20 protein-coding genes are annotated in these 25,388 nt (G+C 36.0%); 2 read left to right on the top strand and 18 right to left on the bottom strand.

All coding sequences use genetic code 11. From position 1 onward, the window contains the following. Positions 1 to 447: 447 nt before the first annotated feature. From BMX40_RS03150 to cysK, 6 genes are all read right to left on the bottom strand, one after another. Positions 448 to 969, bottom strand: coding sequence for a hypothetical protein (locus BMX40_RS03150; protein ID WP_090866753.1), 522 nt, complete (start codon positions 967 to 969; stop codon positions 448 to 450). Between the two features lie 83 nt (positions 970 to 1,052). Further along, positions 1,053 to 1,349: a hypothetical protein gene (locus tag BMX40_RS03145; protein WP_090866751.1), complete on the bottom strand. Its 297-nt coding sequence runs from the start codon at positions 1,347 to 1,349 to the stop codon at positions 1,053 to 1,055. Between the two features lie 469 nt (positions 1,350 to 1,818). Then, the gene (locus BMX40_RS03140) at positions 1,819 to 2,493 is read right to left on the bottom strand and encodes a DNA alkylation repair protein (protein ID WP_244513330.1); all 675 of its coding nucleotides are present in this window, start codon (positions 2,491 to 2,493) and stop codon (positions 1,819 to 1,821) included. Positions 2,494 to 2,593: 100 nt separating this feature from the next. Then, the gene (locus BMX40_RS03135; RefSeq protein WP_090866749.1) at positions 2,594 to 3,214 is read right to left on the bottom strand and encodes a CAP domain-containing protein; all 621 of its coding nucleotides are present in this window, start codon (positions 3,212 to 3,214) and stop codon (positions 2,594 to 2,596) included. An 80-nt stretch (positions 3,215 to 3,294) separates the two neighbouring features. Beyond that, a complete protein-coding gene (locus tag BMX40_RS03130) occupies positions 3,295 to 5,424 on the bottom strand; it encodes a muramidase family protein (RefSeq protein WP_090866746.1) in 2,130 nt (709 codons plus the stop codon). A 118-nt stretch (positions 5,425 to 5,542) separates the two neighbouring features. Then, on the bottom strand, positions 5,543 to 6,460 hold the full coding sequence (gene cysK, locus BMX40_RS03125; RefSeq protein WP_090866745.1) for a cysteine synthase A: 918 nt from the start codon (positions 6,458 to 6,460) through the stop codon (positions 5,543 to 5,545). A 254-nt stretch (positions 6,461 to 6,714) separates the two neighbouring features. Between cysK and BMX40_RS19920 the strand changes: the two genes are divergently transcribed. Both BMX40_RS19920 and BMX40_RS03115 read left to right on the top strand, forming a co-directional pair. Continuing rightward, positions 6,715 to 6,894, top strand: a complete 180-nt coding sequence (locus tag BMX40_RS19920; protein ID WP_139177901.1) for a hypothetical protein — start codon at positions 6,715 to 6,717, stop codon at positions 6,892 to 6,894. Positions 6,895 to 7,110: 216 nt separating this feature from the next. Then, positions 7,111 to 8,244, top strand: a complete 1,134-nt coding sequence (locus BMX40_RS03115; protein WP_090866741.1) for a zinc-dependent alcohol dehydrogenase — start codon at positions 7,111 to 7,113, stop codon at positions 8,242 to 8,244. A gap of 1 nt (position 8,245) precedes the next feature. On the opposite strand, the gene BMX40_RS03110 is transcribed toward BMX40_RS03115, so the two are convergent. The 12 genes from BMX40_RS03110 to parE all read right to left on the bottom strand — a co-directional run bounded on the left by BMX40_RS03110 (position 8,246) and on the right by parE (position 25,312). Next, on the bottom strand, positions 8,246 to 9,106 hold the full coding sequence (locus BMX40_RS03110) for a 5'-3' exonuclease (protein WP_090866739.1): 861 nt from the start codon (positions 9,104 to 9,106) through the stop codon (positions 8,246 to 8,248). 21 nt (positions 9,107 to 9,127) lie between these two features. Beyond that, the gene (locus BMX40_RS03105; RefSeq protein ID WP_090866737.1) at positions 9,128 to 12,733 is read right to left on the bottom strand and encodes a dynamin family protein; all 3,606 of its coding nucleotides are present in this window, start codon (positions 12,731 to 12,733) and stop codon (positions 9,128 to 9,130) included. A gap of 191 nt (positions 12,734 to 12,924) precedes the next feature. Then, a complete protein-coding gene (locus BMX40_RS03100) occupies positions 12,925 to 13,386 on the bottom strand; it encodes a CBS domain-containing protein (protein WP_090866735.1) in 462 nt (153 codons plus the stop codon). A gap of 292 nt (positions 13,387 to 13,678) precedes the next feature. Then, complete coding sequence (locus tag BMX40_RS03095) at positions 13,679 to 14,137, bottom strand: flavin reductase family protein (protein ID WP_090866733.1); 459 nt, start codon at positions 14,135 to 14,137, stop codon at positions 13,679 to 13,681. A gap of 529 nt (positions 14,138 to 14,666) precedes the next feature. Next, positions 14,667 to 16,196, bottom strand: coding sequence for an acyl-CoA carboxylase subunit beta (locus BMX40_RS03090; protein ID WP_090866731.1), 1,530 nt, complete (start codon positions 16,194 to 16,196; stop codon positions 14,667 to 14,669). Between the two features lie 14 nt (positions 16,197 to 16,210). Continuing rightward, positions 16,211 to 16,993, bottom strand: a complete 783-nt coding sequence (locus BMX40_RS03085) for an enoyl-CoA hydratase (RefSeq protein WP_090866729.1) — start codon at positions 16,991 to 16,993, stop codon at positions 16,211 to 16,213. A gap of 235 nt (positions 16,994 to 17,228) precedes the next feature. Then, entirely contained in the window at positions 17,229 to 17,441 is a 213-nt protein-coding gene (locus tag BMX40_RS03080) for an acetyl-CoA carboxylase biotin carboxyl carrier protein subunit (RefSeq protein ID WP_090866727.1), read from the bottom strand. 13 nt (positions 17,442 to 17,454) lie between these two features. Further along, a complete protein-coding gene (locus BMX40_RS03075; protein ID WP_090866725.1) occupies positions 17,455 to 18,810 on the bottom strand; it encodes an acetyl-CoA carboxylase biotin carboxylase subunit in 1,356 nt (451 codons plus the stop codon). 44 nt (positions 18,811 to 18,854) lie between these two features. Next, complete coding sequence (locus BMX40_RS03070; RefSeq protein WP_090866723.1) at positions 18,855 to 19,997, bottom strand: acyl-CoA dehydrogenase family protein; 1,143 nt, start codon at positions 19,995 to 19,997, stop codon at positions 18,855 to 18,857. Between the two features lie 97 nt (positions 19,998 to 20,094). After that, positions 20,095 to 20,730, bottom strand: coding sequence for a TetR/AcrR family transcriptional regulator (locus BMX40_RS03065; RefSeq protein ID WP_090866721.1), 636 nt, complete (start codon positions 20,728 to 20,730; stop codon positions 20,095 to 20,097). Positions 20,731 to 20,865: 135 nt separating this feature from the next. Next, positions 20,866 to 23,316 carry a DNA topoisomerase IV subunit A gene (gene parC, locus BMX40_RS03060; RefSeq protein WP_090866717.1) on the bottom strand — a complete coding sequence of 817 codons (2,451 nt, stop codon included), beginning with the start codon at positions 23,314 to 23,316 and terminating at the stop codon, positions 20,866 to 20,868. A 46-nt stretch (positions 23,317 to 23,362) separates the two neighbouring features. Continuing rightward, the gene (gene parE / locus BMX40_RS03055; protein ID WP_090866716.1) at positions 23,363 to 25,312 is read right to left on the bottom strand and encodes a DNA topoisomerase IV subunit B; all 1,950 of its coding nucleotides are present in this window, start codon (positions 25,310 to 25,312) and stop codon (positions 23,363 to 23,365) included. Positions 25,313 to 25,388 lie beyond the last annotated feature (76 nt).

Here is a 25,388-nt window from a genome sequence, read left to right as displayed (position 1 = left end):
CATCCCATAATGCCAGTAGAAAATAGTAGAAATGCATAATATTATATTTGCCATATCTTTATGGAATCTATTTGTTAGTAATACTGAGTTACCCTTTTTCTTTTGAATATAACTGTTGCTAAAGATAAAAACCTTCACTGCACCAAAGGTTTAAATGGTGCTAAGTTGGGATAAATTGATAAATAAAAAGTTATGGATATTTGTTAATTGAACATAACTTTAGAAGACTAATCTAATAATCCCCTATCCCTTACTAATAATTATAGGAAGTAACTGATAAGTCTAGGAATATCCGAATCTAATGTATATTATGTAAACTAGAAAATAAAAATATTTAATTGGTGGATAATGACTTCACTTCCATTATCATTGTCAGTAAGACATCCTTTTTTTACAAATCACTGTGTCACTCATAGATACAATTGCATTTTGATCTTTCCTTTATTATTAATCCTGTTTCTCTAACCAATTGTTCACTTTGATTTCCATTTCGTTTTGTAAATCGTCAATATGTTCACTACCCTGGTTAGCTAGTTTTACGTATTTTTCAGGAAACATCTTTCTCAGCGAAGATTGATATAAACTGCCGTCTTTAGGTTCTTTATAATCAATAACAGTATATTCTTCTTCTGTTCTACTTAATCGAATTGCTACAGGTAACGAATGTCCTGACTGGCTTTCTAGTCCAGTTGATTTATTAAAACCACCATAATATGACCACATATAAACACTTAGAACACCTTCTATATTACTAGTCCCAAATACTTTATGGACTTCAAATTGTTTATCTGTATCAAAATATAAGGACGAGTATTTTTCGATAATATAATCAGAAATAATCTTATCTATCTCCTCAGTGATGTGGTGATCACCGTCTTGGAGGTTAGCTTCATCCTCGTTGCATCCAGCTATCAAGATTGCTATTGCTCCAAAGAGTAATAATGAAATGCTAGGTTTTATAGTGTTCATCAAAGCTTCCCTCCTAAGAAAAGACAATTTATACACGGTATATTATGTCTTCTTGTTTTGAACAGAGCGCATAAAATGGTAAATTATTTCCCTATAAAGTAAATAGTAAAAAGGAAGCCATTCATTACGAATACTACTACTGGAAAGAAAGCCGTAAATAAAGAAAGTAATATTTTTGTTTTTATGCGTTCTCCATTTGCTTTGATTAAGCAGAAAATAGATAAAATCACGACTGAAAATACAAATAAAGAACCGGTTAATAATACGCTCCTATTTAACTCCCCGTTTAATCTCGCCCAATCTTCTACATTAAGTACGATAATTAAACCCATAAGTGCTAATACCACTGAACCGATAAACCATGTAGCGAATTTATTCATTTATAGTACCTCCCATCATTGTATCTTGCTATTATTTGTTTATGTTATAGCAAGCTAGTTTTATATTAACACAATATTCTTACAATATAAAAAGGTATAATAATTATATGGATGAACTGCTCAAAAGCGGTTACTCTTGCAGGCATTCCAAAAACTCCATATTAGTTAATAAAATTTTTAAAAATGGACATAGGACAATTCCTATAATGTATATTACTTATATAGGGAGGGTGATTTGGATGAAGTACATAGATTGGCATATGTTACTATTTTTAGGTGTCTCGATGGTTCATGATTACTGGATATATTGGGGATTGCCAAGAGTTTATTATATTAAAGGAGTAAAATAACTACTTAGTAAATCATAAAAAGCGAATAACGGACGCCATCATTCGCAACAATTATGTATTATGCGCTTTTCCGTTAGGATTTTCCTTGATCACTTCTACTTTATGGATTTGTTGAGGATTTAAAGATACTTGCTTCCTTCACGGATGCTCAACTTTTGTAGATTGTTTTTTTCAATAAATGTTTTTACGAATTCTGGGTTGGTTTTGGAGTATTCCCTTAATGCCCAACCAATTGCTTTCTTAATAAAAAATTCATTGCTAGTAGCGTTTTGATTAATGTAGCGCGACAAGATGGCTTCATCTGTTTTATCTTTATATTTTAATTGAAATAAAATCGCAGACCTTCTTAACCACAAATGATTACTGAATGCCCAAGGCTCAATTGTTTCTTTAATTACTTCGGGATTGTTCATAGCAATTTTACCTACAACTTTTTGTGCAAGCATATCTACGGTATCCCACCAAGATTTCGTTCGGATTAATTTTTCCATTAAAGGTACATGTTCTTTCCCTATTTTTCTTAAGGACTTTTCTAGGTAATCTAATCCAATGTTTTGGTACTCTCGTTCCTTTCTTTCCCATAATGCTAAGATAAATTCTTCCTGAAAATCTTGTTGTAATATGTGTGACTCTTGGAAGAATTCTTTGGTTATTTCTCTTCGAAGTGGGGTCTTGATTCCGAAAAATGCAAAATGATTTTTCATGTATTTCTCCATTTGGGCTGCATTATCACTGTTTCGATGTTTTTCAAGTTTAATTGTTAGTTGATCCATTAAATTGTCCATTACATTCATTACGTCCCTTCTCTTTCATATCTATAGTTTATCATACAAATTTTTATCAAACGAAAAAGTCCAGCTATTTACTGGACTTTTTCAGGACTGTATTCTATATTTAAGAACCCGTGAACATTTGAACCCATGCGCCTTGGTAATAACCAACACCAATAGAATCAAATTCTGGCTTTAATATATTTTCTCTGTGACCAGAAGAATTCATCCAAGAATTCATAACTTCTTGTGGTGTTTTTTGTCCTTTTGCAATGTTTTCTCCTGCAGTTCGGTAGGATATTCCAAATGTTTTTAACATATCAAACGGTGAACCATAGTTAGGACTAGTGTGAGAAAAGTAATTGGAATTGATCATATCCATCGCTTTTTTCTCTGCAACATCTTTTATATCAGCACGATGCTTCAATGGTGATAAACCCCTTTTAGCACGTTCATCATTAACCAACTGCGCCACTTGTTCTTCAAATCCACTCGGACTTGATGCAGTTGCTTTCAGTTGTATTACTTCTCCAACTTGCATATTTAATGGTTCTACATTTGGATTTAGACGCATTAATTCACGGTAGTCTAAACCATAACGTTGTGCAATGTACCAAAATGAATCCCCTTTGGATACTTTGTAAAATTCAAAAGGTGGTTCTTTAAATGTTTTTATTTCTGCATGTGATGCCACTGGGAATGCTAATGTGAATACTAATAACAATGCTGCAAACTTTCTAAACAAACTCTCACCTCCCGTCTCTTCTATCTGGTACTATTTTTTCTTAACATTATGTCTAGATGCATGTTATTTAATGGAAATTTTTAGGGGGCATTTATACCTGCTGCCCTTTCCACTTGCCGTTGGTGAGATGCGTCTGCTTTACCATCCTTATGACGTGTACTATCACCGAAATATACGTCAAAATGCCCTGTAATACCATTGTTCGTAATATATTCCCTCTCGTGTGGCATAAAACTCATGCTTGCAGCTAACTTTCTACCATCGACTTCAACAATGACCGCTCTTGGCGTCCAAGAATATCCTCCCCAAATCGATTTTGCTACATTGGTATCATTCGTTGATACTGTTTCACTATCTGCATGATTTGCGCCAATCGTACGTTTGATATAAAAGCTTTTTCCTGTATCTAAATCTGTAACTTTTGCTGTTTTTCCAATTGTGAAGATATACTGTGCCTCAGTCCACCAGTCCATATATTCCCCGTGCTTTTCACTGACAACTTGTTTCGCTCCTATGTGATGAACTGGAATGGTTAGTTTTTGACCAACGGACAACGTGCTGGATGCTGTTAAGTTATTTACCTTTAACAACTCAGCTTGAGGTATTCCATAACGAACACTCAAACCCCAAACCGTATCACCAGAAACAACAGTATGAGTAGAATAAGTTACAGAATTTAACCCAGCGTGAGCCGGTGCATTCAAACCATTAGAAATCGTTAACACTTGGCCAACCTGTAACAGGTCAGACTTTAAATGATTTGTTGTACGTATACTATCGACTGTAACGTTAAACCGGTTAGCAATAGCCGACAAACTGTCTCCGGATCGTACGGAATAGGAAAATGTTGATCGTTGTTCATTTTGTATCGTATTTGTTTTTTCGATATTAGGTGATGGGATTGTTATAACTTGACCAAGGCGTAGCGTGTCAGAGGATAAATTATTTGCTGCCTTAATCGCATCCACCGTAACACCATAGCTTTTTGCGATTCCCCAAAGTGTTTCTCCAGATTTTACAGTATGGGAATCATTTTTAACAGATTCATTTTGGTTTAAGGACTCCGATATTTGATTTGTTGTTCCAGGAATCAGTAGGGTTTGTCCAAGGCTAAGTGTATCGGTTGTTAGGTTGTTCATTCTTTTTATTGCGTCAACAGTCGTGTCAAATTGGCTAGCGATTCCCCATAAAGTATCTCCAGTTTTCACGTTATATGGTGTTGTAGACTCTGTATTTTCTACTTCATTATCAGCGGTCGGTAGAATTAATACTTGACCTACCCGAAGGAAGTCAGACGAAAGGTTATTCAAACTTTTTAATGTGTCAATTGTTGTCCCAAATCGTTTCGCAATGGATGATAAATTATCCCCAAATACAACGGTGTAGCTCGCTTTTGTAATTGGAGGCGATACAGGACTTTCAGATTGATTCGTAGTGGAAGTTTGCGGGATAGTTATCACCTGTCCAATTTTCAACGTATCCGTTGATAGATTATTTGCTGAACGTAAAGCATCGACAGATACGCCATACCGTTTTGCTATCATGGAAAGGCTGTCTCCAGCAATAACTGTGTAGGAAGTCCCCTTGTGTGTGGTTGTTTCCTCCACTTGGCTGTCATTGATAAGATTCGGGATAATTAACTGCTGTCCTATTCGAATCGTGTCAGTAGATAAATGATTGGATTCTTTAATTGCACTCGTTGTAACTCCATATTGTTTGGCCAGACCGGTTAACGAGTCACCTTTAATAACAGTATGAAATGATGTTGGGATGATCAGTTTTTGATTCGTTTTCAACGTATCGGATATAAGGTTATTTGCTATTTTAAGGTTATCTACAGACGTGTTAAAGCTCCGTGAAATACTCCACAAAGTATCTCCAGGCGTAACTTGATAATAAATAGATGAAGACGAAGTCATTTGTGTATATGAGCTTTCTTCCGCTGCATGTGCAGTTTCAGTAGCTAGTGACAAAGGTATTGTTGTAACTGCTAATCCGCCAATGATTACTTTAACCATTGTAACTTTAAGGTTTGGATAGCGATCTTTAATAATTTTTTTGGCAGTCGTTACTATACTCTTTCTTTCGGGATTGCTTCCATCTAGCTCAGCTGCAAATTCAGTGGAAAAATCGTCTAAATGGATGATTAATGCGAACTCATTTGTTGTACCTTCTAGTTGATTTAGTTCGTAGTGTTTAATTTGCTCCATTTATATCTTCCTCCATAAAGGTTTTAGCCTAATTAGTTTCTACCAATTACTTATAAGTTATTATGAAATAAAAAAAGGATTACGTATCATTAGATAACGTAATCCTTAGGTCCTTCTTTTAATCAAATAAATTCATGCTTAAATATCTTTCCCCGGTATCAGGGGCAATACATAAAACTTTTTTACCACTGCCAATTCGTTTTGCAACTTGTAATGCACCAAAAATCGCAGCAGCACCAGATAGACCAATAAATATACCTTCATTACGGGCAATGGACGTAAACATTTCTATAGCATCATTATCATTTACTTGTATAATTTCATCGTAAATCGAAGTATTTAGGATATCTGGTATGAATCCAGGACTTGTACCAACCAATTTATGCTTTCCTGGTTCTCCGCCAGATAGAACTGGTGATCCTTCAGGTTCTACTACTGTAATATGTAAATTATCAATATGTTCCTTGAGCGTCTCTCCAGTTCCAGTAACGGTACCCCCAGTTCCGGCTGTGCAAACGAAAGCATCTAATTCACCTTCCATTTGTTCTAGGATCTCTAGTGCTGTTGTTTTTCGATGAATATCTGGGTTCGCCGTATTTTCAAATTGTTGAGGTATAAAGCTTCCAGGGATTTCCTTTTGAATTTCTTGCGCTTTCTTTATTGCTCCTGGCATTTTCTCCTCGCTAGGTGTTAAGACAACCTTTGCTCCATAAGCTTGTAAAATGTTCCGTCTTTCTTGTGTGCTATTATCAGGCATTACAAGGATTGCTTGATATCCTTTAGCTGCCGCATTCATAGCTAGTCCAATACCAGTATTCCCGCTTGTAGGTTCAATGATCGTATCTCCTGGTTTAATTAGGCCCTCTTTTTCTGCTTTTAGAATCATGTTCAAAGCAGCTCTGTCCTTTACACTTTTACTTGGATTAAATTGCTCCAACTTCACGTACACATCAGCGCTTCCAGCTGGAACTAATCTATTTAATCGAACAATTGGAGTTTCACCGATTAACTCTGCAATATTTTCAACAACTTTCATGTTTGTGTCAGCCTTTCTTTATAAAAATAACCTTAACTTAAATAGTACCAATTTCGTACATGAAATGCCAATACTTCATAATTAATATTCAATTGCTCTTTAAATTTTTTCCAAAAAATCCTAAAAAAAGGAGAATTAATTTGAACAAACGGGGCAATATAATTTTTGTAAGTGAAATTAAACTTTTGGCAAAGGATTTAAGTTCTTCGCTTAAAGGGTAATTTCTCAAAAATATACTAGGAGGGTCAGTAGTTATGGCTAATAAAAACAATCGTAACAACAACCGCAACAACAATAATAACAACAATGATGTGAACAATGTTGAATTTGCGAATGAGAATGAGTTTTTAGACAACAATGATCTAAACAACAACAACAATCGCAATAACAACCGTAACAACAACCGTAACAACAATCGCAACAACAACCGATAGACATCGGTATTGTGGACAAAAACCTGTATCACTTGATGCAGGTTTTTGTTCGTTAAAATAAGCGGGTATTCTTCAACACCACAGATTGTTAGATGAACGTATCGGTCCATTCATTGTCAGTTACATGCAGGATAAAATTTAGAAATGGTATAAATTAAAAAAGGGATACCAAAATATACGTAAGCAAGTCAATATCTGTAATGGAGGCAAAAAGAAATGAAGGCTGTAACTTATCAAGGAAAAGAATCTATTGAGGTCAAGAAAGTTGAGGACCCCAAGATCCAAGACCCTCAGGATGTAATTATTCGTATTACTTCAACTGCTATTTGTGGTTCGGATACACACTTATTTTTAGGAAATTTTCCTTTGCCAGTAAATTACATTATAGGTCATGAGCCGATGGGAATTGTTGAGGAAACAGGACCAGCAGTAACAAAAGTGAAGAAAGGTGATCGAGTAGTTATTCCATTTACTGTTGCATGTGGAGCATGTCCATATTGTAATAACCACTTGGAAAGTCAATGTGACAATTCAAATCCACATTATGATTCTGGAGGATATTTTGGTTACTCGGAAAAGTTTGGTAACTACCCTGGTGGCCAAGCGGAATACCTGCGTGTTCCATTTGGAAATTATACACCGTTTAAAGTTCCCGAAGATTGTGAGTTAGAAGATGAATCCCTTTTATTTCTATCTGATGTACTACCTACAGCATATTGGAGTGTTGAAAATGCAGGAGTGAAAAAAGGCGATACTGTTATTGTCTTAGGATCAGGACCGATTGGATTAATGACTCAAAAATTTGCTTGGCAAAAAGGTGCTGAACGTGTTATTGCTGTAGATTATTTTGATTATCGTTTAAATCATGCAAAAAAGGTTAATAAAACAGAGATCTTTGACTTCACTAAATTTGATGATATGGGTGAAACATTAAAAGAGTTAACAAGTGGTGGAGCTGACGTTGTAATTGATTGTGTCGGAATGGATGGAAAGAAATCCCCTCTTGAATTTGTAGAACAAAAATTAAAACTTCAAGGCGGAACACTTGGACCGATTCAGATATCTACGAAAGCTGTCAAAAAAGGCGGAACAGTACAACTAACTGGAGTGTATGGTGGTTTATATAACATGTTCCCTCTTGGCCCTTTTTTCAGCAGGAATATTACGTTAAAAATGGGACAAGCTCCTGCACGTACTTACATGCAAGAGCTATATCACCAAATCGTAAAGGAAGAAATTGACCCTACCGATATCATCACACACAAACTTCCACTAGATGAAGCGCAGCATGGGTATGACATTTTTACCGAGAAGAAAGATGACTGTATAAAAGTTGTTCTAAAACCGTAACTTATAAAAGTTTGGCGAGATTTTTAAACTCCAGCTCGTCAAACTTACTCTCAATTTTCGATCGATCATATTGCCATAACGCATCCTCTAATTCACAAGATATTGGTATATCACATTTGATCTCAGCTAAATCTCTCGATAGCTTTAACATGTCCATGTTATTTTTTATCTTCGTTTGAATCCCCTTAGAAAGATTATCTACATTTTCCAACAGACTTTCAACGGTTTCATACTCCGTTAACAGCTTCAGAGCTGTTTTTTCTCCAATTCCTTTAACACCTGGATAGTTATCTGCACTATCTCCCATTAATCCTTTAAGATCAACCATTTGACGAGGGGTAATCCCTTTCTTTTTATAAAAGTTTTTTTCATTATATACTTCATAATTTCCTTGCCCTTTTTTCATGATAGCAACATCGATTCCTTGATCAACTAATTGTAAAATATCTTGATCTCCAGTTAGTATGATAACGTGATGTTCTTTAGAATAATTTTTAGCTAACGTTCCAATGCAGTCATCTGCCTCGTAATTTTCTAAACCAATATTTGGCATATCAAATGCATCAACTACTTCTTTCACTAAATCGAACTGTGGAATTAACTCCTCAGGTGGTGCAGATCGGTTAGCTTTATAGTCCTGGTACATTTCCGTTCGAAAAGTCTTGCTTCCCATATCCCAACAACAAATAACATGTGTTGGTTCAAATGTCTGGGTAGCATCTAGAAAGTATCTTAAAAATTGATAAACTCCATTTGTTGGAATACCTTTACTAGTCTTCATATAATTCCCGCGAAAAGCAGTAGCAAAAAATCCGCGGAATAATAATGCCATACCATCTACCAATAGTATCTTTTGCTTCATATCTATTTCCTCCTCGTGTAGTTAACTGAGTATCGTAGTTAATTCCTGTTGTTTTTCTTTGAGTACATTAAGATCAACGGTTTCTTTTAGTAGGGATAACTGATCATTAACATAATTATTAAGTTCTTTAATCTGTTGTTTTTTTAGTTGATTCATTTCTTGTTCCCACTCGTGTGCATAGGCAGTTTCCATCATGGAGCGAGATTCTTGAAGATAATCTTTAATTAATGGTTCCAATACAAAATAGATTTCCTCTTTCATTTTTTCTTTCTCATTTCTCTCAAAGAAGGATTTTGTCCCTTTGTATTTAGATAGTGCTTTAGAAAAGATTGCTAGATCGATATCTGTTAATCCCTGGTTATAATTAGGTGTTGGAATATCTGCCTCATGTAAAGAACGTAGAAGGAAATTCGCGTCAATTTGTACCACTTGATTCTGTATCGATTGATGCACTTCACTTCGTAATTCATTCATTAATGACTCAATCCGTAGGGAAACAGCACGAACTTCTTGTAATAACTCATAGCCTACATAATCCAATAGCTCTCTTGTATTTCGTTCTAACTGTTTGGTAGCTTTTTTTCCTGATTCGGTTACTGTTGTTGGATTAAACATTTCTTTAAACATGTCATGAAAACGAATAGCTATTCTTTCCCCAATGTAGTGAATTTGCTTTTCTATCTTCTCTTTAAGTCGACTTTCATAGGTTGATGTTTGAAAATGAGAGATAACATCAGTAATTTGGTTTTGTTTATTCGTCAAATTGACTTTATACTGTTCTTTTTCTTTTTCATCCAAATTCGTTGCCTGTATAAATTGGGCTAAAGTTTTCTGAATACGTTTGAGATCATGTATCGCTGCTTCTATCGTAAGCGTAGCTAGTCCGTTATGAATAAAGTCATATAAACTGTCCTCGAATGTAGCCATATACTCATTGAGTGGTTCTTTTGCTTGTTTATCCTCCAGTGCTCGTTTACTGGATACAGGATAGATCTTTGGAAAACGGATGCCAAGTTGTAGTAGTTGTTCTTCTACATAATCTTCAACCAATTTTAGCTCCGAATTACTTTGGGCTAGATCAGCAGCATTAATAATAAAGAACATTTTATCCAATTGAAATGCTTCTTTAACTCTTCCAAGTTGCATTAAAAAATCTTTATCTGCACGAGTGAGTGCATGATTGTAGTAGGAAACATATAAAATGGCATCTGCATATTTGATATAGTCAAATGCAACATTTGTATGACGTGCGTTGATCGAGTCCGCACCTGGAGTATCTACCAGTGTAATTCCTTGCTGTGTGATGGAGCAATCATAATAAAGGTCAACGGTCTGTATGTAGCATGCTATTTTTTCATCTGTAACATAGCTACCAAACTCCTCCATCGTTATCGATATAGTTTGACCTAGTAGTTCATGATGCTGCTCAAACCCATTACATAGTGCCCATAAATAACTCCGAAACATTTGATTGAGTTCGTTTGATTCATATATTTTATTACGATTTAACCAATTCATTAGATAATCTAAATCCGTATTTTCCGGTGCAATTTCTCTTGTAATAGAAACAATATCTTGAACAATAGACTCCTTATCCTTTAAATGAATCAGGACTGTTCCGTGAGAATAGGTATCTGTTATTGGGTTAATTCGATTGATTACAGCTGTTGTAGGGTTTGGAGAAACCGGTAGTACATTTTCCCCCATTAACGCATTGGCGAAGGAAGATTTCCCTGCGCTAAACGCACCAAATAAAGCTATTGTTAATTGTCTGTTTGAGAGCCGATCCTGTTTTTGTTGCAAGTCTTTAATTAAAGATTGGAAACCAGGTAATTCTTCAACAGTTTGGATCGTCTGATTGATTAATCGATCTATATCTTCCACTTTCAAATCCGTTACGGGAGTTGATTCCATGTCTTTACTAGTTGTAACTTTTTCAGAACGTACTTTCTTTTCATTGGTTAGTGGAGAGTCCATTTTTATGAAGCTAGGTTGTGCATTCTGGATTTTTTCATTAACCCATTCTACATCCGACGTGGTAACTTTAGGTGGATTTCGCAGTTCATCTAGGTTACTCTGTAGGCTGTTTTGGGTTTCAGACACATCTTTATGATTTTGTAATTGTCTTTGTAATTCTCTTTTCTCAGATTCAAAGTCTACAATTTGTTCTTCTATTTTTTGCTCTAATATTTGATCAATCTTTCCCCATAAATCACGAGCTTGTTGTTTGAATTTGTTTTTTATGTCAGAACTAATATCGTTTGTATAGTTTAAAATATAGTCACCATTTAACTTAGCTCCTGATTTAACATGCTCCAATAAATCATTTTCTGTATAGACGATGCTTAACTGTTGGCAAGCTTCATTTACGTTTGGATCATGAAGACCATAGTTTTGAATAACTTTAATGAACTTTTCCTGCAGCTTCCATTGGATGTTCGTCTCCATACTCTTTTGTAGCTCGGACAAAAAAGTGTTTATTCGTTTCTTTTTTTCCATATCTGTCTTTTTTTTGGCTCCGATTATTCCAATTTTGAAATCGTTTTGGCATGACTCTAGAAACTCGCCTGCAACATCCCTTAATTTCGATGGCATTAAGTAAGCATTTTTAAGAGTCGTATTCAACTGGTCCTTAAATTCTTCTTCAAATTCTTTGCGTTTTTTGTACGTTTTTTCTATTGCTTTATCAATTCGATCTATATCATTTTGAATTGTTGTTAGATCTGTAGGTTCTATTGAACTTCCATTTAATTTATCATCATAAACACGTTGCAAAAAGTGCTCGTGTTCTTGTAGAATTTGATCCAACGCGCTATTCGTACGAAGGAGGGATTCATGCTTAGAAAATTGGTCATAGATCATATTCTTAATTTCTTTAAATTGATTATGACGAGCATGTTGATCAATAACCGAAGAATATAAGATATCCTCTGGTATAATACCCCATTGATCAAACGTTTGTTTTATGTTTTTATCATAGTTTGCAAATGGAATTTCCGTTTCGTTATGCTTGTCGATTTGATTTATTACAAGATAAAAAGGAATGCCTGCATCCTGAATATTTTTCAAGAAATATAGATTAACTTCTGATTGAACATGGTTATAATCCATGACATAATAAAGTACATCTACAAGATGTAGAGAAGATTCCGTAATAATACGATCCGCATCATCTGCAGCATCAATACCAGGAGTATCAATAATGGAGCACCCAGCAGGTATAATAGGATCCATCGTGCTTAACTCGATCCGATTGATTGTATCTTTATTCTTGCAGTATTCTTTAATCATATCCATGTCATAAGGCTCATCATACTCTATTGGATCTTCGTGCTTGAAAAAAACTCGTGCGACACCATTTCCAGAGTTTATTTTCACAATGTTAGCACTAGTTGGTATTGGGCTTTTTGGTAAAATATCTTTTTCTAATAAAGCATTGATCATGGAAGATTTGCCAGCAGAAAAATGTCCTGCAAAACTAACAACAAACTCTTTACCCTTTGTTTTTTGATACAGATCAAGCATTTTTTCGGCATTTTTCGTATCATCATGCTTAATAAAAAGCTTATAATAGCGAATCATCTTTTCAAGAGATGCATCTAGTTTATTATCATGAAGTGTTGTCACGCTCTACAAACCCCTTTGTATATATTGAAACGATAATTTAAGTTAGAATTTATACCCAACTATCATTTGAGTGAGTATATGCTTCCCCATTATTATACGGAATCTATGTATCTTTTTCTACCATAGAAACGAAAAGAATAATTTTAAATAAAAATAAATAAACCCCCTATGCAAAAGGGAGTTTTCATTCATTATTTTTCAATGATTCGATTATAGATAAATCGGAGTACATCTCCACGGCTGATGACACCAATGACTTTTTGTTGATCATTAACTACTGGAAGCTTTTTAAATGGGTGTTTTGAAAAGATGGTTAAAGCATCCTCTAGTTCTTGATTTGGTTTTAATGTATAAATTTCCTTGGTACGCATCATTTTGGACACCGGAAAATCTAGAGAGTATGTTAATCTTTCTTCCAAGCCTTCCTGTTCTGATACTAGAACAAGCGAAAACATATCATAGACAGTTCGCCCTTTTGGCTGCAAATATCGGATGACATCTCCATCACTAATGACTCCTAATAACTTTCCTTCATCATTTGCAATAGGAACGCCGCCTATTTTATTGGACACTAATATTTCGAGTAATTCTTTAACGCTTGTAGATTCGGTAACACTTATTACATCTGTAATCATAAAATCTTTGATTTTCATCTGTACACCTTCTCGTTATGCTGTAGTATTATTTATTATTAGTATAGACAAGAAACATGAAATTGCTACTAGTAACTTAGCAAATTCGTTAAATAATCGATTAAGTTTATTCTAGCAAAAAAACCAACCGATTGGTTGGTTTTTGTTTTATTGAGTCGAATTTACTCCATACATAACATTGTAGGCACTAACACGTTCTATTTGTCTTAAGCCCTCTCACTTAAAACTACCCATAAAACCAATCAGGTTAGGTTAAGTATGGGAATGATGAAAAAACCTATTTACTAAAGGTTTACTTTATTTCACGATATTTTCCTTGATAGAAAACAAGTGGATCACCTGCGTCAACATTTAGTGATGACACTTCTGCAACTACAATTGTGTGATCACCAGAATCAATCGTGTTACTAACTTGACAAGAAAGTGTCACTAATGACTCGTCAAGAACTGGAGCATTATCTAACATATTAAATGTAATTTCTCTATCTTTCGGAACCTGCTTTGCGAAAACCATAGATAATTCTTTCTGACTATCCGATAAAATGCTAATCCCGAACTTTTTAGTTATCTTAAATTTATCATGCATACTTGCTTTTTTCGCAATGGAAATAGCAATTAATTTAGGTTCTAATGAAATTGACATGAAAGCATTAACGGTCATTGCTTTAATTTCTTCTCTATCTTCTAATGCAATCACCGTAATCCCTGTTGCGAACTTGCCCATTGCATCACGAAACACTCGATCCTCCATGCTGAAGTTCCCCCTCTTTCTCTGTTACAGGTAATTAAAAATAGATTATCACTTTTACAGGAACATTTGAATTAATATGCTTCGCGCTTTTAGTTTACATAATAAAATTATTGTAAATCATCTGTTCTCTATCTGTAGTATTTGATGCTACTTGCATGTAATTTGACGTAACTTTTTTAGAGATTGCTACTACTTTACCTATTAGCGGATAAAACCGCTATGAAGAATACTTCACTTTCCTCGGATTGCTTGAGCCAATATATAAAGGAATTAGTAAGCCTTATCATTAAAGAGGATTGTAGTTCCGCTAATTGGACCCAATATTGTTAGATGAATCCTTGTTTCTCCCATTGGCGGAGTAAATAATCCACCATCAGCTTCATGTTTTAATATATTTTTTAGTTACGTCGCATAATCCTTCTACTATTCACTCAATAATCTTATAATAATCCTCACTTATAAAAAGACAACAAAAAAGAGTAAAAGCCATTGCATTACAGACTTTTACTCTTTTTGTGGTTTGTACGTATTAAACAGGATATACCCCGTGCTTGCGTTCAGTAAACGTACTGTTTTTTGACTCGTAGACCTGGTAACGTTTCGTGAGTTCATCACGCAGTTTATCTGGTTCAACAACAGCGTCGATAATCATTTCACTAGCTAAGCGGTAGATATCTATGTCATTTTTATATTCTTCTTGCTTTTGTTGAATAAATGCTGGGCGCTCCTCTTCTGGTAGTTCAGCAATTTTATTCGCATAAACTGCATTGACTGCTGCTTCGGGTCCCATGACGGCAATTTGAGCTGTTGGTAACGCTAAACAACAGTCTGGTTCAAATGCCGGACCGGCCATTGCATATAATCCAGCACCGTATGCCTTGCGAACAACAACAGATATCTTAGGGACGGTTGCTTCGCTCATCGCCGCTAGCATTTTTGCACCATGACGTATGATCCCAGCCCTTTCTACTTTTGTTCCTATCATGAAACCTGGTACATCCATTAAGAATAACAATGGAATATTAAACGCATCACAAAGTTGGATGAATTTTGCAGCTTTATCTGCAGAATCAGGGAATAATACGCCTCCCTTCATTCGTGGTTGGTTAGCTATTATTCCAATTGATTTCCCGTTTAATCTTGCTAATCCTGTGATTAACTCGGGTGCAAACTTTTTCTTAATTTCACAAAAACTGTCTTCATCAATAATGCGATTGATAAAGTCGTGCATGTTGAATGGAGCATTTTGATTCTCTGGTATTAGGTCAGTGATGTTTTTTTCAAAGGACTTAACCTCCTTTGGATTGATCACCTTTGGTTTATTGCGAAAATTAGCTGGAAAATAAGAAAGGTAATTACGACCAAATTGAATTGCCTCTTCCTCTGTTTTGGCTAATACATCACCACAGCCAGAAACAGAGCAATGCATATTAGCGCCACCCATTTCTTCTAATGATACTTTCTCTCCAATTACCTTTTCTGCCATTCTTGGAGATCCTAAATACATGGAAGCATTTCCATCTACCATGATTACGATATCGCAAAAAGCCGGTATATAAGCTCCTCCTGCTGCAGATGGACCAAATAATAAACATACTTGTGGAACTCTACCTGACAATTTAATTTGGTTGTGGAATATCCTTCCAGCACCTCTGCGTCCAGGGAACATTTCAATTTGGTCCGTAATGCGAGCCCCCGCTGAATCTACTAAATAGAGCATAGGTATTTCCAGTTTTTCCGCTGTTTCTTGAATCCGTATTATCTTTTCAACGGTTCTTTTTCCCCAAGAACCAGCTTTTACCGTTGAATCATTTGCCATGACACATACATTTTGTCCATTTATTTTTCCAATCCCAGTCACTACTCCATCAGATGGTAGGGATGAATCGGTACAATTCGCGAAAAAGGCATCCTCCACATCAATGTCCTGATCAAAAAGTAATTCCAAGCGTTTACGAACAAATAGTTTCCCTTTTTCCTCATTTTTTTGATGATATTTTTCATGTCCACCTTTTTTTATTTCATTTACTCTACTTCTTAATTCATCTACATACGACATACACGATCCTCCTGTTATTTACCTTGATATACTGGCTTCCTTTTTTCCTTAAAGGCTTCTAATCCCTCTAAACGATCGCTCGTAGGAATGGTTTCTTTATAACAAAGATGTTCAATAGCTAACCCTGTTGTTATATCTGCTTGTATTCCTTTATCGATAGCAGCTTTTGCTTGTTTGAGTGCGATTGGACCGTTCTTTGAGATGTTTTTTGCTATTTCTAATGCAACGGCGTATGCATTTTGTTGAACTGCTAGCTCTTCGACTAAACCAATTTCATAAGCGTGTTGAGCTTGGATTGGTTGGGCTAAGTAGATTAGACGTTTGGCCTGCCCTAGACCAATTAATCTAGGGAGTCTTTGAGTCCCTCCAGCACCAGGAATGATCGCCAGTGATGTTTCAGTTAATCCCATTTTAGCTGTGTGATCGGCAACGCGAATATCACAAGCAAGAGCTAATTCTAATCCTCCACCAAAAGCAACCCCATTCATTGCTGCAATCACAGGGATTCGCATGTTTTCGATTGCTGCTATTGTCTTGCCAATATATTGCACCGCTTCGATTACTTCATCATCTGACATGCCTCGTCGTTCTTTTAGATCTGCTCCAGCACAAAACGCCTTTTCACCGGCACCAGTAATTATTGCGCAGTATATTGAATTATCTGTATTAATTTTATTTATGATGGTATTGAGTTGATCTAATAATGATTTAGACAGAGCATTTGCTGCTTCTGGTCGATTTAATGTTATGACGGCAATATGGTCGCCTTCAATTTGACGTATCTCAACAAAAGCCATAATAACCTCCTTCAAATAAAGTGAATCTAATAATCAGTCGGGGTTATCGCCAACCCCACTGATTGTTAGATGAACGTATCCGAACACTTACGGGTAGATGATCCCCACTTAACCTCCTTGGTTTTACTTCGTAGGTTTGAAGTGATGTTCTAAGACACATATGGATGTACTAGTGCCGACAATACGACAGGACGTCGAGTTTATGTCGGCCCGCAGTTATATGCAGGAATACAATCTAGTCAATAATTGCGATAATATCTCCTTCGTTAACAAAATCTCCTTCAGCAACTTTTAGTTCCTTAACGGTACCAGCTTCTTCCGTTGCAATTGGAATTTCCATTTTCATAGATTCTAGGATGACTACGTCTTGGTCTGCTTCAACAGAGTCTCCTTGTTTCACTACTACCTTCCATACATTACCTGCCATATTTGCTTTTACTTCTGTCATATATAATTCCTCCTTAGTTTGTGTGTAGTTCTGTTAGATAGTGCTCTTGAACAAAGCTAGTTGTTGTGTTTCCTTTCATAAATTCTTCGTTATCTACTATTTTTAATAACATTGGAATGTTTGTTTTAATTCCTTCGATTTTAAACTTTAATAAAGCTTGCTTTAGGTTATTGATTGCCTCCAGACGATTTTCACCCGAAACAATTAATTTACTGATCATTGGATCATAGAATGGAGTAACATCGTAATTGTTAGAAACTGCTGTTTCTAGTCGGACTTTATTTGTTTTGGGTTCTTCATATGTTGAAATATGACCAGGCGATGGAAAAAATGTTTTCGGGTCTTCTGCATAAATTCTCACTTCAATGGCATGCCCGTTTATGGATAAAGTGTCCTGATTTATTGTTAATTCTTTTTTATTTGCGATATTTAATTGCAATTCCACAATATCAAGTCCAGTAATTTCCTCCGTTACAGGATGTTCTACTTGAATTCTTGTATTCATTTCAAGAAAGTAAAAGTTCTCATTCTCATCAACTAAAAATTCAATTGTTCCTGCATTTGTATATTTTAACGCTTTTGCTGCATTGACTGCTGCTTCACCCATTTTCTTTCGTGTTTCCTCTGATATAAAAGGTGATGGTGCTTCTTCCAATACCTTTTGGTTCCGACGTTGAATCGAGCATTCTCTTTCAAATAAATGAAAAACGTTACCAAAATGGTCTGCTATAAGCTGTATTTCAATATGTCTTGCACCTTCTATTTTTTTTTCGAGAAACATCGAACCATCTCCGAAAAAGGTTTGTGCGCGCTTCGTGTTGCTTTCGAAGGCTTTGATTAATTCTTCATCGTTATTAACCACTTGCATTCCAATTCCTCCACCACCCGCAGAGGCTTTTAGCATAATTGGATATCCTATTTCATTTGCAATTTGAACTGCTGCTTCTGCGGATGCAACTGCCTCATTTGTACCAGGAACAATAGGGATATTTGCCTTTTCCATTGCATTTCTGGCAGCTATTTTACTTCCCATCATATCCATAACATGACTGGATGGGCCAATAAATGTAAGTCCTTCCGCTTCACATCTTTCTGCAAATCTACCATTCTCACTTAGAAAGCCATAGCCTGGGTGAACGGCATCTGCCCCACATTCTTTCGCTATCGATAGGATTTTATCAATGTTTAAATAACTTTCATTGACACGTGGTGGGCCAAGTAAAAAGCTTTCATCTGCCATAGCTACAAAAGGAGCCTTTTGATCTGCTTCTGAGTACACGGCTACTGTTTGGATTCCCATTTTGGTACAGGTGCGAATAATGCGTGCCGCTATTTCACCACGGTTCGCAATTATAACTTTTTTTATCATAAACTCTCCCCTATATATTTAAGATGTTTATTTACATGATTTAACTAGCAACCTAGTTGTCTAGCGATAACTAATCGCTGAATTTCGGAAGTACCCTCACCTATTTCTAATAGCTTTGCATCTCTTAAATATCTTTCTACTTCATATTCTCGCATATAGCCATACCCACCATGTATCTGTATGGCTTGATTAGCCGAACGGAAGGCCGTTTCTGTAGCGTATAATTTTGCGTAAGCTGATTCCTTTGTAAAAGGTTTATCATGGTCTTTTAACCATGCTGCTTTATATACCATGTTTCGTGCTAGCTCTACTTCCATTGAGATATCTGCTAATTTGAACTGAATTGCTTGGAAATCAGAGATAGACTTTCCAAATTGCTTTCTTTCTTTGGCGTATTCTAATGCCTTTTCTAAAGAAGCCTGTGCAATCCCAAGGCCCAAAGCTGCTATTGAAATACGACCACCATCTAAAGTATACAAAAACTGTTTAAAACCTTTTTGAGGATCTCCCAGTAGATTTTCTTTTGGAACCCGTACATTTTCTAATACAACCTCAGCCGTATCGGAGGCACGAACTCCCATTTTATCGTAGTTATTTGTTATCTTTACCCCTTCTGTTTCCGTAGGTACTATAATCGCAGAGATTATGTTTTTTCCCTTGGCATCCTTTCCTGTGACAGCGGTTACAATGATTGTCTTGGCAAAACTAGCATTTGTAATGAAACATTTCTCCCCGTTAATGATATACGAATCACCATCAAGGATTGCTGTTGTTTTTGTCCCACCAGCATCAGATCCTGCATTTGGTTCAGTTAACCCAAAGGCACCTAATGCTTTACCTTCTGCTAAAGGAGTTAAGAATTCTTTTTTCTGCTCCTCTGTTCCAAAATAATAAATTGGACTAGCACCAAGTGATACGGCCGCTGCATAGCTCAATCCTGTTCCACCACAGATACGACCAATCTCCTCTACAGCAATTGCATAGGATAATGTGTCTCCGCCCGATCCCCCATATGACTCGGGAAAAGGAATACCAAGTAATCCGAGTTCCCCCATCTGTTCAAAAATATCTAATGGAAATGTTGCTTCTTTATCCATTTTAACTGCCCTCGGTTTAATTACATCTTCAGCAAAATCACGAACCATTTTCCTTATCATTGATTGTTCTTTCGTTAATTCAAAATCCATAAGAACCTCCTAATATGTATGATTAGACCGACTGGTTGGTCTGTTTAAATCACAACAATACAATTCAAAATAATATATGCATTGTACGAAAATGTTACTACTGAATAATAAATTTCTGGTACGCGTTATTATTTACAGATTCGTTGGATAGGATGGCACGTAATACAATGTCAACAAAAATATCTCCAATTTCGTCAATCGATTTATCGCCTGTTTTTTTGTACCATTTATAAGTCCAATTTACCATCCCTAAAATAGCCATTGTAGAAATTTCAATTGAGATGTTATCTCGGAATTCACCAGTATGCTGTCCCTCTTCTATGACATTAAGAATGATCTGTTTAAATTGTTTGCGCTTACATTTAATTGATACTTGATAATTTCCTTTTAAATAATTGCTTTCCTGATAGAATACTGAGATGTGAGCTTTGTAAAGGTCGAAAACTTTGATGAAGCTTTTTATAATCGCTTGAAGTCTTAACGTTGGTGAGGTATAGGTTTCATTAGCGATGGTTGCTTTTTCCAACGCGTACGTTATAAATGTGTCATGGATGACAAATAATAACTCATCCTTTGATGTGAAGTGATGGTAAAATCCACCTTTTGATGTACCAACCGTTTCTACAATTTGTTTGACGGTCACACCATGATAACCATGTTCTTCAAATAAATGTAATGAAACATGGATAATTTTATCTCTTAAGCTCGTTCGGAACCCTCCTCTCTTCATCATTCAAAAACATCTTATCATATATTTCAGAATATAAAAAGTTTTAGTTTGATAAATTAAAGTAAATCTTAAATCTGTCGTTTTTTTGATTATTTATAAAACAAAAAACAGGCAGTTTATTCAACTGCCTGCCCTAGTTTATTCACTTAAGTCTTCAAAAGGATTTTGATAGGTGGCTTGTTTCCATACTTCAATAACTTCTCCTTGAGTATCTGTATCAATTACGAATGAACCGTTGCTATAGCGGTCACTTGTAGAAAGTTCAAGTGGAAGTACTTCGGTAGTTTCCCCTTCCGCTGTTTTTAAGGAAAGTACATCTGTCTCATAAGTTACAAAGAATCCGCGTACGCGATGCGCTTTATTTTTAAGTTCTCTTAACATAATTAATCCACGCTTCGCTCTGCTTGATTTTTCAAATTCTCTTAGCTTCATTCGCTTACAAGCGCCTCTTTGGGTTACAACTACAATGGATGGATCTGCCATATCATCAAATACTTGTCCGTTAACAACATACTCATCTTCTTTTAGTTGAATTGCTTTAACTCCTGCAGCACGTTGACCTACTACATTTATTTCTGATTCATGATACCATAAGCCATACCCTTTATTTGATGCAATAAACACATCAGAATAACCTTTCGTCTGATATACACTAACAACTTCATCGTCATTTTTTAGATTCAGAGCAATTAAGGCTTTCGAGTACCGTTGTGCCTCATATAGCTTTAACTCACTTCGTTTAACCATACCATTCTTTGTGAAGAAGATTAAATAGTTATTTTCTTCAAATTCTCTTACCGGGATACATTGTACAATATATTCGTCCTTTTCAATAGCAACAAGATTAGATATATGATGACCAATATCCTTCCAACGTATATCAGGTAATTCATGGACAGGTATATAAACATATTTCCCTTTATTGGTAAACATCAACAGTTTATCGGTAGTATTTAGCTCAACTAAGCTGACGAGATGATCATTATCCTTAATGGCAAAATCCTCTCCATTGGAGGCCGAATAGGAACGAATGCTTGTCCGTTTTATATATCCATCTCTAGTCGCTGAAACAAGAACATCTTCACTTGCAACCATAACTTCTATATCAATTGTTAGTTCTTCTATCTTCTCTTGAATCGTTGTTCGCCTTTCGGTTGCATAGGTTTTCTTCAACTGCTTCAAGTCTGCTTTAATCGATTGGAGCAATTTCTTTTCACTAGCTAGGATCGATTCTAAGTCACTAATTTTCTTTCGAAGATCTGCTGCTTCTTCCTCAAGAGAAGCAATATCTGTATTCGTTAACCGGTAAAGTTGTAGCATAACGATTGCTTCTGCTTGTGCATCCGTAAACGCGTACTTCTCAATAATTTGTCTTTTAGCGTCTTGTTTATCTTTCGAAGCACGGATAGTAGCTATTAGCTCGTCTAAAATGGAGATGGCCTTTATTAAACCTTCTACAATATGTGCGCGATCTTGTGCATGCTTAAGATCAAACTTTGTTTGTCTTGTGACAACCTCTTTTTGGTGGTTTATATAAGCATCTAAAATATTGGTAAGTGAAAGCAATTTCGGCGTTTTGTCCTGTATAGCAACCATATTAAAATGATACGTAACTTGTAAGTCCGTATTTTTATATAAGAAGTTTAGAACTCCTTCACTGTTCACATCTTTTTTTAGTTCGATAACAATTCGTAAACCAGTACGGTCTGTCTCGTCACGAACTTCAGCAATTCCTTCTACTTTTCGATCTATACGTAGTTCATCAATTTTCTTAACCATGTTGGCTTTATTCACATCATATGGAATTTCGTCAATCACGATTTGCTGGCGGTTGCCACGAACGTCTTCTACACGTGCTCTTCCGCGTAGGACTACTTTCCCCTTGCCTGTTTCATAAGCTTTCTTTATTCCGTCTATACCTTGAATAATCCCTCCTGTAGGGAAATCAGGCCCTTTGATAACATTCATTAATTCTTCTACGGTTATGGATGGGTTATCAATTTTCTGAATGACTGCATCAATAACCTCACTTAGGTTATGTGGTGGGATATCCGTAGCATACCCTGCTGATATTCCTGTTGATCCATTTACCAATAAATTTGGAAATTTCGCTGGTAAAACAACAGGTTCATGGTCTGTATCATCAAAGTTTGGAATGAATTCAACAGTGTCTTTGTGAATATCTCGTAGCAGTTCTGATGAGATGCTTGATAATCTTGCTTCCGTATAACGCATTGCTGCAGATGGATCTCCATCAATACTCCCGTTGTTCCCATGCATTTCAATTAGTACATTTCTCATTTTCCATTCTTGACTTAATCGAACCATTGCCTCATACACCGAGGAATCACCATGTGGATGGTAGTTTCCAATTACTGTACCTACTGTTTTAGCTGATTTTCGAAAATTTTTATCATGTGTATTGCGTTCTTCGTGCATCGCATAAAGGATTCTACGCTGTACTGGTTTTAACCCATCGCGCGCATCTGGTAGAGCACGGTCTTGTATAATATATTTACTATATCTTCCAAAGCGATCTCCAATAACCTCTTCTAAAGGAAGATCTAAATAAGTTTCTGGTTGTGACAAACCAAATCCCCCCTAGTAATTTCATTATTAATTCTGGATAGAGTAGTTACGTATGGATTTTTTCGTTATCTAATATATTCGGATCATCTTCCATGCCAAACGCAACATTACCTTCAATCCATTTTCTTCTTGGCTCTACTTTATCGCCCATTAACGTAGTTACTCGTCTTTCAGCTCTTGCAAGGTCTTCTATCGTAACACGAATAAGCGTTCTTGTTTCTGGGTTCATGGTTGTTTCCCATAATTGATCGGCGTTCATTTCGCCTAGTCCTTTGTATCGTTGAATTACGTATCCATTCTTAAATTTCTTCGTAGCTTGTTTCATTTCGTCTTCATCCCAGGCGTAAACGATTTGCTCTTTTTTGCCTTTCCCTTTGGAAATTTTATATAAAGGTGGAAGTGCAATGTAAATCTTTCCAGCTTCTACTAAATTACGCATATAGCGATAGAAGAAAGTAAGTAGCAATACTTGGATATGGGCTCCGTCTGTGTCTGCATCGGTCATGATAATTATTTTATCATACTGAACATCGTCTAAATCGAAGTCTCCTCCAACACCAGCACCAATCGTATGAATAATTGTTGAAATTTCTTCATTTTTAAATACGTCTTGTAATTTTGCTTTTTCTGTATTAATTACTTTTCCGCGTAAAGGTAAGACAGCTTGGAATTTGCGATCTCTTCCTTGCTTTGCAGAACCTCCAGCAGAATCACCCTCAACCAAATATAATTCATTACGATTCGGGTTTTTCGATTGAGCAGGGGTCAATTTTCCACTTAGAATGGTATCTTTGCGTTTCTTCTTTTTCCCAGTTCGAGCATCTTCTCTAGCTTTACGAGCTGCTTCCCTAGCTTCCTTTGCTTTGATTGCTTTTCGGATTAATAAGCCAGCAATGTCAGGGTTCTCTTCCAAAAAGAAGGAAAGCTTTTCCGATACGACAGCATCTACTGCTGATCGTGCTTCTGATGTTCCTAATTTCCCTTTGGTTTGCCCTTCAAACTGCAATTTTTCTTCTGGTATTCGTACCGATACAATGGCTGTTAGACCTTCACGAATATCAGTTCCTTCTAAGTTTTTATCTTTTTCTTTTAAAAGCGCTGTTCTTCTTGCATAATCGTTAAAGATTCTTGTGATTGCACTTCTGGCACCAGATTCATGTGTTCCTCCATCCTTCGTGCGAACATGGTTAACAAACGATAGCATACTTTCAGCATAGCCATCATTAAATTGGAATGCGAACTCCACTTCAATTTCTTGTTGTTCACCTTCAAAAAAGATTACATCATGTAGTGTATCTTTCTCTTCATTAAGATAGGTTGCAAAAGATTTTAACCCTTCTGGAAATTCATATTCATCCTTTTCATCTTTGCGTTGGTCAACTAATTCAATTTTAAGCCCTTTTAATAGAAATGCGGCTTCTCGTAATCTTTCCGACAATGTTTCAAAATCAAATACGGTAGTTGAGAAAATTTGCACATCTGGTTTGAAATGAATAACCGTTCCAGTCTTTCTGGTGGTACCTTTCTTTTCCAGGTTTCCTACTGGTTTTCCACCATTCTCAAAACGTTGATAATAAATTGAACCGTCACGATAAGTAGTTACTTCCATCCATTCGGACAAAGCATTAACAACGGATGCACCAACACCGTGTAGTCCTCCACTAGTCTTGTAACCACCTTGTCCAAATTTACCACCAGCATGTAGGACAGTAAAAATAACCTCCATTGTTGATTTACCTGTGCGATGCATTCCTGTTGGTATACCTCGCCCTTTATCTTCAACAGAGATACTATTATCTTTATGTATGGTCACCTTTATAGCATTGCCATATCCTGCAAGTGCTTCATCAACAGCATTATCTACAATTTCGAATACCAAATGGTGTAACCCACGATGGTCAGTACTTCCTATATACATTCCAGGTCTTTTACGAACGGCATCAAGGCCTTCCAATACCTGGATAGAATCATCTGAATATTGTAACTCATTATCCAATCTGAGCCCAACTCCCCTCTTTATTACTTTGCCTTCAAAATTTTTTAATAGAACGAGTGTTTGATATTATAAAATT

Source organism: Oceanobacillus limi (assembly GCF_900111445.1).
GTDB classification, from domain to species: Bacteria; Bacillota; Bacilli; order Bacillales; family Amphibacillaceae; genus Ornithinibacillus; species Ornithinibacillus limi.
The sequence above is the reverse complement of the archived record's forward strand: the minus strand, read 5'-3'. Positions and strand labels throughout refer to the sequence as shown.